The 11,101-nt window shown below is 67.8% G+C and carries 11 protein-coding genes; 7 read left to right on the top strand and 4 right to left on the bottom strand.

Annotation, left to right across the window (positions count from 1 at the left end):
* Positions 1-3: 3 nt before the first annotated feature.
* From J0J01_RS17270 to J0J01_RS17255, 4 genes are read right to left on the bottom strand one after another with little or no spacing between them, the layout of a single operon-like run.
* Positions 4-1,236 carry an acyl-CoA dehydrogenase gene (locus J0J01_RS17270; protein ID WP_296382758.1) on the bottom strand — a complete coding sequence of 411 codons (1,233 nt, stop codon included), beginning with the start codon at positions 1,234-1,236 and terminating at the stop codon, positions 4-6.
* 32 nt (positions 1,237-1,268) lie between these two features.
* Complete coding sequence (locus J0J01_RS17265) at positions 1,269-2,072, bottom strand: ABC transporter ATP-binding protein (RefSeq protein ID WP_296382756.1); 804 nt, start codon at positions 2,070-2,072, stop codon at positions 1,269-1,271.
* A gap of 2 nt (positions 2,073-2,074) precedes the next feature.
* Complete coding sequence (locus J0J01_RS17260; protein ID WP_296382754.1) at positions 2,075-3,061, bottom strand: ABC transporter substrate-binding protein; 987 nt, start codon at positions 3,059-3,061, stop codon at positions 2,075-2,077.
* Between the two features lie 18 nt (positions 3,062-3,079).
* Positions 3,080-3,844, bottom strand: coding sequence for an ABC transporter permease (locus J0J01_RS17255; protein WP_296382752.1), 765 nt, complete (start codon positions 3,842-3,844; stop codon positions 3,080-3,082).
* Positions 3,845-3,911: 67 nt separating this feature from the next.
* On the opposite strand from J0J01_RS17255, the gene J0J01_RS17250 reads away from it, so the two are divergent.
* The 7 genes from J0J01_RS17250 to J0J01_RS17220 all read left to right on the top strand — a co-directional run bounded on the left by J0J01_RS17250 (position 3,912) and on the right by J0J01_RS17220 (position 11,081).
* Positions 3,912-4,727: a sugar phosphate isomerase/epimerase family protein gene (locus J0J01_RS17250; RefSeq protein WP_296382750.1), complete on the top strand. Its 816-nt coding sequence runs from the start codon at positions 3,912-3,914 to the stop codon at positions 4,725-4,727.
* Positions 4,724-6,151: a mandelate racemase gene (locus J0J01_RS17245; RefSeq protein ID WP_296382749.1), complete on the top strand. Its 1,428-nt coding sequence runs from the start codon at positions 4,724-4,726 to the stop codon at positions 6,149-6,151. The genes J0J01_RS17250 and J0J01_RS17245 overlap by 4 nt, the downstream gene beginning before the upstream one ends.
* The gene (locus J0J01_RS17240) at positions 6,148-7,176 is read left to right on the top strand and encodes an NAD-dependent epimerase/dehydratase family protein (RefSeq protein ID WP_296382747.1); all 1,029 of its coding nucleotides are present in this window, start codon (positions 6,148-6,150) and stop codon (positions 7,174-7,176) included. Before J0J01_RS17245 ends, J0J01_RS17240 begins: the two co-directional genes overlap by 4 nt.
* Entirely contained in the window at positions 7,163-8,005 is an 843-nt protein-coding gene (locus J0J01_RS17235) for a hypothetical protein (RefSeq protein ID WP_296382745.1), read from the top strand. Before J0J01_RS17240 ends, J0J01_RS17235 begins: the two co-directional genes overlap by 14 nt.
* A gap of 9 nt (positions 8,006-8,014) precedes the next feature.
* Positions 8,015-9,070 (top strand): dihydrodipicolinate synthase family protein, encoded by a 1,056-nt coding sequence (locus tag J0J01_RS17230; RefSeq protein WP_296382744.1) that lies wholly within the window; start codon positions 8,015-8,017, stop codon positions 9,068-9,070.
* A gap of 92 nt (positions 9,071-9,162) precedes the next feature.
* Positions 9,163-10,248 carry an amidase gene (locus J0J01_RS17225; RefSeq protein ID WP_296382741.1) on the top strand — a complete coding sequence of 362 codons (1,086 nt, stop codon included), beginning with the start codon at positions 9,163-9,165 and terminating at the stop codon, positions 10,246-10,248.
* Positions 10,245-11,081 carry an amidohydrolase family protein gene (locus J0J01_RS17220; protein WP_296382739.1) on the top strand — a complete coding sequence of 279 codons (837 nt, stop codon included), beginning with the start codon at positions 10,245-10,247 and terminating at the stop codon, positions 11,079-11,081. The genes J0J01_RS17225 and J0J01_RS17220 overlap by 4 nt, the downstream gene beginning before the upstream one ends.
* The last annotated feature ends 20 nt before the right edge of the window (positions 11,082-11,101 follow it).

Here is an 11,101-nt window from a genome sequence, read left to right as displayed (position 1 = left end):
GCCTCAGCCTTGCGCGGTGAAGGCCTGGATGCCGGTGATGGCGCGGCCGAGGATCAGGGCGTGCACGTCGTGCGTGCCCTCGTAGGTGTTGACCGCCTCGAGGTTCATGGCGTGGCGGATCACGTGATACTCGTCCGACACGCCGTTGCCGCCGTGCATGTCGCGGGCGACGCGGGCGATGTCGAGTGCCTTGCCGCAGTTGTTGCGCTTGATCAGCGAGATCATCTCCGGCTGGGCGTGGCCGGCATCCTTGAGCCGGCCGACGCGCAGGCAGGCCTGCAGGCCGAGCGTGATCTCGGTCTGCATGTCGGCGAGCTTCTTCTGGATGAGCTGGTTGGCGGCGAGCGGCCGGCCGAACTGCTTGCGGTCGAGCGTGTAGTTGCGCGCCCGCTTCCAGCAGAACTCGGCGGCGCCCATGGCGCCCCAGGCGATGCCGTAGCGGGCGTTATTGAGGCAGCCGAACGGGCCGCCGAGGCCCGAGACGTTGGGCAGCATGTTCTCGACCGGCACGAACACCTCGTCGAGCATGATGGCGCCGGTCACCGAGGCGCGCAGGCTGAACTTGCCCTCGATCTTCGGCGTCTCGATGCCCTTCCAGCCGCGCTCCAGGATGAAGCCGCGGATCGCGCCGCCGTCGAGCTTGGCCCAGATCACCAGCACGTCGGCGATCGGCGAGTTGGTGATCCACATCTTCGAGCCCGAGAGGCTGTAGCCGCCGGGCACGGTCACGGCGCGGGTCTTCATGCTGCCGGGGTCGGAGCCGTGGTCGGGCTCGGTCAGGCCGAAGCAGCCGACCCATTCGCCCGAGGCGAGCTTGGGAAGGTACTTCATGCGCTGCTCTTCCGAGCCGTAGGCGTAGATCGGATGCATGACCAGCGAGGACTGCACGCTCATCGCCGAGCGGTAGCCCGAGTCGACCGCCTCGACCTCGCGCGCCACCAGGCCGTAGACGGTGTAGTTGGTGGCGGCGCAGCCGTACTTCTCGGGCAGGGTGGAGCCGAGCAGGCCGAGCGCGCCCATCTCGTTCATGATCTCGCGGTCGAACTTCTCGTGGCGGTTGGCCTCGATCACCCGCGGCATCAGCTTGTCCTGGCAGTAGTCGCGCGCGACGTCGCGGATCGCGATCTCCTCCTCGGTGAGCTGGTCGTCGAGGAAGAACGGGTCCTCCCAGTCGAACGGCTTGGCGTCGGCGCTGATGCCGCGCGCGGCGCTCTTCATCGGGGTGGCGGTTGCCATGGCTGCTCCTGTCGATCTTTCGGCGCGTCTTATCAGGCAGCGCCGGTTGCGCCAACTGCCCTCCCGGTGAGGGTGCGGAAGATCTCCAGAGAGAGTTGGCCGAAGGCCTCGGAAGCCCGTAATTCCACCGTTCTGGGCCGGGGCAGGTCGATCCGGAGGTCTGCCGCGATGCGGCCGGGGCGGGGGCTCATGACCACCACGCGGTCGGACAGGAACACCGCCTCGCCGATCGAATGGGTGACGAACAGGACGGTCTTGCGCTGGTCGCGGGCGAGGTCGCGCTCGCCCCAGATGCGCAGCAGCTCGAGCGCCATGTCGTCGCGCGTCATGGCGTCGAGGGCGCCGAACGGCTCGTCCATCAGCAGCAGCGGCGGGTCGAGCAGCAGGGCGCGGCACAGCGAGGCGCGCTGCTGCATGCCGCCCGACAGCTCGCGCGGCAGCTTCTCGGCGAAGCCGTGCAGCCCGGCCATCTCCAGCAGCTCGTGGGCGCGCGCCCAGTAGGCGCGCTTCTCCTTTCCCGCCAGCTCGGCGGGCAGCAGGACGTTGTCCAGGATCGACCGCCACTTCAGCAGGATCGGCGCCTGGAACACCATGCCGATGTCGGGGATCGGCTGGGCCACCGTGCGGCCGCCGACCGTGACCGTGCCGACGGTCGCCGGCCGCAAGCCCGCCACGATGCGCAGCAAGGTCGACTTGCCGCAGCCGCTCGGGCCGACCAGGGACACGAACTCGCCCTGGCCGACCTCGAGCGAGATGCCGGCGAGCGCCTCGACCGGGCCGCTCGCCGCCTGATAGGTCATGCCGACCCCGGAGAGGTCGATCAGAGAGTCGGCCACTGCTACTTCGGCACCGCGACCTTGGTGTAGAAGTCCTTGGTGTAGACGTCCTTGCACTCGACCTTCTTGGGCAGGCCCATGTAGCTGTTGACCAGGTCGACCGAGGCGCACATCCGCTTGTCGTCGATCGAGCCGATGCCGCCCTCGGCGTACTGGTTGGTCTTCATCAGCTCGAGGCCCATCATCATGTTGGCGGTGAGCGCCTCGACGTCGATCTCCGGCACGCGCTTCTTGAAGATCTCCATGGCGGCCTTCGGGTCGGCCATGACGTCGCGCCAGCCCATGTAGGAGGCCTCGAGGAAGGCTTTGAGCTGCTTGGGCTTGTCCTTCATGGTCTTCTCGCTCGCCATGATCGACATCGAGTAGAGGTCGAAGCCGAAGTTGGCCCACGGCATCATCACGACGTTGCCCTTGCCGGCGGCCTTCTCGTAGAGCGGCAGGCCGGTGGTGTAGTCGCTGACGCCGTCCATGCGCTTCTCGGCGACGGCGGCGATCTTGGCGGCGGGCTCGATGTTGACCCAAGTGACCTTGCTGGCGTCGATGCCGTTGGCCTTGGCGAAGGCCGGGAACATCTGGCGCTGCGCGTCGCCCGGCGGTGAGCCCAGCGAGGCGCCCTCGAGGTCCTTGGGCTTGGCGAGCGGCTTGCTCTTGAGGCTGAAGATGTTGAGCGGCGTCTTGTCGAACACCATGCCGATCGTCTTGACCGTGGTGCCGCGTGCCTTCGAGGCGATCAGCACCGCGGCGTCGGCGAGGCCGGCATCGGCGCGGCCGGTGTCGACCTTGGCGATGGTGTCGCCCGAGCCCTTGGAGTTCTCGAGCGTGACGTCGAGACCCTTGGCCTTGTAGTAGCCCTTCTCCAGCGCCACCCAGTAGGCAGCGTGGTCGCCGACCGGGAACCAGTTCAGCGCGAAGGTCCATTTCTCCTGCGCCGAGGCGCTGCCGGTCGCGGCCAGCAGGGCCGCGACCGCGAGTGACAGTGTGCGATTCATCCCTATTCTCCCTTCAAATCAATCGACGCCCTCGGCCCACGGCGCCCACAGATGCGCCAGCACGACGACCAGGCCGTACAGCACCAGGCCGACGATCGAGATCCAGACCAATGCTGCAAAAGCCACGCCGGTGTTCATGCTGCTCTGCGTGGTGACGATGACGTAGCCGAGGCCCTTCTGCGACGCGACGAACTCGCCGACGATCGCGCCGACCACGGCGGCTGTCGCGGTGATCTTGAGCGCGCTCAGGATGTAGGGCAGGGCGTTCGGAATGCGGATCTTGACGAAGATCTTCCATTTCGGCGCGTGGAAGACGCGGCCCAGGTCGAGCATGTCGGCTTCGACCTGGCTGAGGCCGACCGCGGTGTTGATCACCACCGGGAAGAAGCCGATCAGCGCCCCCATCAGCATGTTGGGGAAGATGCCGTAGCCCATCCAGATCAGGAACAGCGGTGCCACCGCGACCTTGGGCAGGGTGTTCACGAACACCAGGAACGGCACCAGCGCATTGGCCAGCAAAGGCGACCAGGCGATGGCGACGCCCAGCGCGACGCCGACGATCGCGGCCATGAAGAAGGCGCCGACGATCTCCCAGCTCGTCACCCAGAGATGCTGGGCCCAGGTGATCTCGCCGTCCCACATTGCGTTCCAGACAGAGAGCGGCGCGGGCAGCAGGTATTCTCGGATGCCGGTGAGGCTGACGGCAAGCTGCCAGATCGCGATCAGGGCGACGAACAGCGCCGCCGTCGGCCAGTACTGCCGAATCGACGCCTGAATTTTCATGCTGACGTGTGACGCATTTCAGTCACACTGACGAAGCCATTTTCTGGCGTCAAGGCGAGGATCATCGGTGAAGCTTTCCCTGTGCAACGAGGTGATTCGGGAGCTTCCCTTCGATCGCCAATGCGCGCTCGCCGCCGGTCTCGGCTATCGCGGACTGGAAGTCGCACCCTTCACCTTCGGCGACGACGGCTGGCGCATGCCGGCGCACCAGCGCGCCGAAATCCGGAACGCGTGCCGCAATGCCGGTATCGAAGTGAGCGGCCTGCATTGGCTGCTGGCGGCGCCGGCGGGCCTGTCGATCACGACCGCAGACCGCATGGTCTGGCAGAGGAGCGTCGATGTCCTGCGCGGCTCGATCGACCTCTGCGCCGAGCTGGGCGGCGCCTATCTGGTGCACGGCTCGCCCGCCCAGCGGCGCGTCGGCGATCCGTCGGACGCCCGGCGCGCCGAGGAGGCGTGGGCTCTGGCGGCCGAGGCGGCGCAGAAGGCCGGCGTCGTCTACTGCCTCGAGGCGCTGGCCAAGCCCGATTGCAACTTCGTCAACACGCTGGCCGAGGCCATGGCGATGGTGCGGTGCATCGGCAACCCGGCCTTCCGCACGATGGTCGATACCCTGGCGGCGGGCCTGATGGAGGCCGAGCCGGTGGCCGATGCGATCCATCGCCTGTACGCGACCGGCTTCATGGCGCATATCCAGCTCAACGACCGCAACAGGCGCGGGCCGGGGCAGGGCGAAGACAAGTTCGCGCCCGTCGTGCGCGCGCTGCGCGAAACCGGCTATGACGGCTGGATCGCGATGGAGCCTTTCGTCTATGAGCCTGACGGCGTCACCTGTGCGGCGCGCATGATCGGATACGTCGCGGGTCTTCTGGAGCAGCCATGAAAGTCAAACTCGAGGAGGTCGAGCGCTACGAGCGACCGATGAAGAACCGGCTGGCCTTCCGCTTCGGCGTCATCACCGTGACCGGCGGCATCCAGGCGGTGATCCGAGTGCGCATTTCGCTGCCCGACGGCCGCACCGCCCAGGGCGTCGCCGCCGAAGCGCTCGCCGCCAAGTGGTTCGAGAAGAGCCCCGACTACACCGACGAGCAGAATCTCGACCAGCTCCGCCAGTCGCTCGACCTGGCGATCGAGCACTACAAGGCCTTTGGCGCGGCGACGCCGTTCGGGCTGTTCACCGGCACCTATCGCGAGCAGCAGAAGAAGGGCGCGGCATTGAAGCTCAACCCGCTGGTCGCCTCGTACGGTCCGGCGTTGCTCGATCGCGCGATCCTCGACGCCCTGGGCAAGGCGACGGGCAACTCCTTCGCCCAGATGATCCACAACAACCTGCCGGGCATCGTCACGTCCGACCTGACGCCGGACATCGAGCGGGTGGCGCTGCAGCGCTTCCTCGCTGGCCTCAAGCCCGCTTCTTCGATCGAGATCCGCCACACGGTCGGCCTGGTCGATCCGCTGACTGCCGGCGACCGCACGCCGATGGAGCGCATCAACGACGGCCTGCCCGAGACCCTGGAGGAGGTCGTCTCCTACTATCGCGGCCGCTACTACAAGCTGAAGGTTGCGGGCGACATCAAGGCCGACCTCGAGCGCCTGACCAAGATCGCCTTCGTCCTCGACCACCGCCTGCCCGATTACATGACCACGCTCGACGGCAACGAGCAGTACGACGACGTCGAAGGCATCGTCGAGCTGTGGCGCAAGGCCGCCGAGACGCCGGCGCTGGCGCGGCTGGTGCAGTCGACCCTGTTCATCGAGCAGCCGATCAAGCGCAGCGTCGCCCTCAGCCGCTCGGTCGAGCCGCTGGCCAGGTTGCGGCCGGTGATCATCGACGAATCCGACGGCGAGCTCTCGTCCTTCCCGACGGCGCTCAGGCTCGGCTATGCCGGCGTCTCGAGCAAGAACTGCAAGGGCTTCTACAAGTCCATCCTCAACGCCTCGCGCGTGGCGTGGCTGGGCGACGGCCATTTCATGTCGGCCGAGGACCTCACGACCCTGCCGGGCGTCAGCCTGCAGCAGGACCTGGCGCTGGTCTCGCTGCTCGGCATGACCCATGTCGAGCGCAACGCCCATCATTTCGTCGACGGTATGTCCTTCGCCTCGGACGCCGAGCAGAAGGCATTCGTCGGCGTGCACCGCGATCTCTACGAGAAGATCGACGGCCATCCGGCGCGGCTCAAGGCGCCGGGCGGCAAGCTGGCGCTCGGCTCGCTCGACGTGCCGGGCTTCGCGGTCGGCGCGGAGATGGATTTCCGCGCGATGACGCGCAGGGCTTCGGGCCCAGGACTCGGGGGAGCAACGCCATGACCCTGCCGGATCGCTTCGAGTCAGTCGCGGCACTCGAGGACTTCATGACCGTGCCGCCGCCCGAGCTGGTCGCCGACTTCAAGAGCATCAAGGGCGACGTCCTGGTGCTGGGCGTCGGCGGCAAGATGGGCCCGACGCTCGCGCGCATGGCCAAGCGTTCGCTGCCGATGGGGCGGCGGGTGATCGGCGTGGCGCGCTTCAGCGAGCGCGGCCTGCGCGAGACGCTGAGCCGCTATGGTGTCGAGAGCATCGAGGCCGACCTGCTCGACCAGAAGGCGCTCGATCGCCTGCCCAAGGCGCCGAACGTCGTCTTCATGGCCGGCCGCAAGTTCGGCGCGACCGGCGACGTGCCGCTCACCTGGGCGATGAACGTCCAGGTGCCGGCGATGGTCGCCGAGACTTTCAAAGGCTCGCGCATCGTCGCCTTCTCGACCGGCTGCGTATACCCGTTCGTGCCGGTCGAGAGCGGCGGCGCGACCGAGGATACGCCGCCGGTACCGCCGCCCGGCGACTACGCCAACTCCTGCGCCGGCCGTGAGCGCATGTTCGAGTACTTCTCGGCCAAGCACGGCACGCCAGGCCGGCTGTTCCGCCTCAACTACGCGATCGACATGCGCTACGGCGTGCTGCACGACGTCGGCCGCAAGGTGCTGGAGGGCGAGACCATCGATCTCGCGATGGGCCATGTGAACGTGATCTGGCAGGGCGATGCCAATGCGGTCGCGCTGCGCTGCCTGGTCCACGCCACGACGCCGACGACGCCGATCAACGTCACCGGGCCGGAAACCGTCGAGGTGCGCTGGCTCGCGGCCGAGTTCGGCAAGCTGATGGGCAAGACGCCGAAGTTCAGCGGCACGCCGGCACCGACCGGCTGGCTCAACAATTCGGCCCGCATGGTCAAGGAGTTCGGTGCACCGAAGGTGCCGCTCGCCAAGATGATCGAATGGACCGCCGACTGGCTGTCGCGCGACATGGCCACCCTCAACAAGCCGACGCACTACGAGGTGCGCGATGGCAAGTACTGAGGCGCTCGCGATCGCGCCGATCGGCGTCGGCGAATGCGAGGCGGTCTGGCCGTTGTCGATCGAAGCCGGCTGGAACCAGAACGTTGCCGACTGGCGCTTCATGCTCGGCGCCGGCCGCGGCTTCGGCCTGCGTGGCGCCGACGGCACCTGGGAAGCAAGCTCGCTGGTTCTGCCGCTGGGCGACAAGCTCGCCTGGATCAGCATGGTGCTGGTGACCAAGACGCGCCGCCGCGGCGGCGTCGGCACCGGCCTCCTCAAGCGCTGCATCGCCGAGGTGCAGGCAAGCGGTGCCGTCGCGGGGCTCGATGCGACGGAGCAGGGGCGGCCGATCTACCTGCCGCTCGGTTTCCGCGACCTCTACAAGATCGCGCGCTGGCACTTCGATGGTGCGAAGAACATGCCGTGGATAGGGGCCGTGCGGCCGATGGCGATGGCCGATCTGCCGGCCGTGCTGGCCTACGATCGCGCGCGGAGCGGCATGGAGCGGCCACAGTTGCTGACGCATCTCGCCGCGCGCCAGCCCGCTCTGGCGTTCGTGGCCGAAGGCGGCGGGTTCGTACTCGGCCGGGAAGGCCGGACGGCCTATTCGATCGGGCCGGTGATCGCCGATGACGAGGCGACGGGGCTGGCGCTGATCGCCAAGGCAGCCGCTTCCGCACCTGGACCATTCATCATCGACGTGCCGGACGCGCATGCCGAAATCCGTACCTGGCTGGAGCGGCAAGGCGCGGTGAGCCCGCGCGGCTACATGCGCATGACCCTGGGCACCACGCCCGGCCTCGACGATCCGAGCCATGTCTTTGCCCTTGCCGGACCCGAACTGGGATAGAGTGGCGCCATGCAGTGGAACGATCTCCCCAAGCCGGTCCTCGACCAGCTCCGCCACGGCGCGGTGATCCCCGCGCATCCCCTGGCGCTCGGGCCCGACCGGCAGTTCGACAAGCAGTCGCAACGCGCGATCGGCCGCTACTACGTCGATGCCGGTTCGGGCGGCCTGGCGGTCGGCGTGCACTCGACGCAGTTCGCCATCCGCGAGGTCGGCCTCTACAAGCCCGTGCTCGAGCTCGCGATCGAGACGGCCAAGGACTGGACCGACCGGCCGCTGGTCATGATCGCCGGCGCCGTCGGCAAGACCGCGCAGGCCGTCGAGGAAGCGAAGACCGCACGCGCCATTGGCTATCACGCCGTGCTATTGTCGCTCGCGGCGCTCAAGGGCGCGAGCGAGGACGAGCTGATCGAGCACTGCACGGCGGTCGCCAAGGAGATGCCGCTGGTCGGCTTCTACCTGCAGACGGCGGTCGGCGGCATCCCGCTGTCGCGCGGTTTCTGGGGCCGGTTCGCAGCCATCGAGAACGTGGTCGCGATCAAGGTCGCGCCGTTCAACCGCTATCGCACGCTCGATGTCGCCTTCGGCATCGCCCAGGCGCACGCTGAGGACCGCATCACGCTCTATACCGGCAACGACGACCACATCGTCGCCGATCTCGTGACGCCTCTGGTGGTGCGCACCGGCAACCGCGAGGTGACCTTGCGCTTCCAGGGCGGCCTGCTCGGCCACTGGAGCGTCTGGACGCGCGGCGCGGTCAAGCTGCTGGAGCGGCTGAAGCTCTCGGTCTCGGCCGGCGCCATCCCGCCCGAGGTGCTGGCGCTCGATTCGTTCGTGACGGATTGCAACGCCGTGGTGTTCGACGTCGATCACGACTTCGCCGGCTGCATTCCAGGCTGCCACGAGATTTTGCGTCGGCAGGGGTTGATGACGACGATCGAATGCCTCGATCCGCACGAGACGCTGAGCCCGGGCCAGAGCGCGGGCATCGACCGGCTCTACGCCACCTATCCGGAGCTGCACGACGACGCTTTCGTCGCCGCCAACCTCGATCGCTGGCGGAATTAGGCGCAGGTGGACGACCTGTTCGCGACGCACGATGCGCTCGCCGTCGCCGACCTGATCCGCACGCGGCTGCCGACAGCGCCGCGGTCACCCGGATGCGCCGCGCCGGCCTGGTGATCGTCGGCCGCACCAATACCAGCGAGTTCGGCCTCGCGCCGACGACCGAGCCGGCCTTCGGCGGTCCGACCATCAATCCGTGGCGCAAGGATCTTTCGCCGGGCGGCTCGTCCGGCGGTTCGGCGGCGATCGTCGCAGCGCGCAGCCTGCCGATGGGGCACGCGACCGACGGCGGCGGCTCGATCCGCATTCCGGCCAGCCTGTGCGGCCTGTTCGGGCTGAAGCCGTCGCGCGGCCGCATCAGCCTGGCGCCGATCGGTGAGACCCTGGCCGGGGCGAGCGCGCAGCATTGCGTGTCGATCTCGGTGCGCGACAGCGCAGCGCTGCTCGATGCGACAGCCGGCGGCGAGCCCGGCGATCCCTATGCCGCGCCGCCACTCTCGGGCACTTTCCTCGAAGCAACCAGGCGTACCCCCGGGAAGCTGCGAGTCGCCTTCATGCGCAAGCCCGTCAATGGCGAGGCCCTCGATCCGGTGCTGGTGCGGGCGATCGAGCGCACGGCCAAGCTCCTCGAGGAACTGGGACATCAGGTCGAGGAGGCATCGCCGCAATACGATGCGGCGGCGTTGGATGCCGCCTTCTGGCGCATCATGAGCGCCAGCACCTGGACCAACATCCAGTTGCGCGCCGCCGGGCGCGTACCGGGGCCAGACGATCTCGAGCCGGTGACGCGGCTCTATGCCGAGCTTGGCCGCGCGGTGACGGCGGACGAGTACATCCGCAGCGTCCAGACTTTCCATCGCACCGGCCGCGCGCTCGGCGCCTTCTTCGAGAAGCACGACGTGCTGCTGTCGACCACGATCGCACGAACCAGCCTGCCGCTCGGCACGGTGCGCATGGACGGCTCGGCCGAAGAGTTCGAGCGCTCCGTCGCGCCGATGACGCCATTCACCGCCATCTGTAACGCCACCGGCGTGCCGGCGATGTCGGTACCGATCGAATGGACCGATGACGGCCTGCCGATCGGCATGCATTTCGTCGCCCGTTATGGCGCCGAGGAGACGCTGTACGCATTAGCCGCGCAATTGGAACAAGCAAGACCCTGGAGGAATCGCCGGCCATGATGATCTGCGACGCACAGGTCCACATCTGGGCCGCCAACACGGCGGAGCGGCCGTGGCCTGCCCGAGCCGAGCCTCATCGCGCGCCGCTCGGCAAGGAAGAGCTGCGGGCCGAGATGGACGAGGCCGGCGTCAGCCGCGTCGTGATCGTGCCTCCATCGTGGGAGGGCGACCGCAACGATCTGGCAATCGATGCGGCGAACAGCCATCCCGATCGCTTCGCCACCATGGGACGCTTCGATCCCGACGCGCCCGACGCGCGCGAGACGATCAAGAACTGGAAGAAGCAGCCGGGCATGCTCGGCGTGCGCTTCACCTTCCACACGCCGGTGCTGCGCCAGCCGCTGCTCGACGGCAAGTTCGACTGGGTGTGGGGCGAGATGGAGAAGCTCGGCATCCCGGCGATGGTGCTGTTCCATCACGAATACATGCATCTCGCCGACAAGGTTGCCGAACGCTACCCGGGCCTGCGGCTGATCCTCGACCATCTCGGCCTGAAGAGCGCCAAGGACGTGCGCCAAGCCACCAACTTCGCGACCCTCGACAACGTCCTGGCGCTGGCCAGGCGGCCGAACGTGGCGGCCAAGGTCTCGGCGATGCCGTGCTACGCCGACGACAAGACCTATCCGTTCGAGTCGGTGCATCCCTACATCCGGCGGGTGTTCGACGCTTTCGGACCGAAACGGACTTTCTGGGGCACCGACTGGTCGCGCCTGCCGTGCAGCTATCGCCAGGGCGTCACCATGTTCACCGAGGAGCTGCCGTGGCTGAAGGGCGAGGACCTCGAAGGGGTGATGGGCCGCGGCGTCTGCGCGTGGATCGGCTGGAAACTTTGAGGCGTTGATAATAGTTATAA

The organism is Reyranella sp., from assembly GCF_017305915.1.
In the GTDB taxonomy this organism is placed as follows: domain Bacteria; phylum Pseudomonadota; class Alphaproteobacteria; order Reyranellales; family Reyranellaceae; genus Reyranella.
The sequence above is the reverse complement of the archived record's forward strand: the minus strand, read 5'-3'. Positions and strand labels throughout refer to the sequence as shown.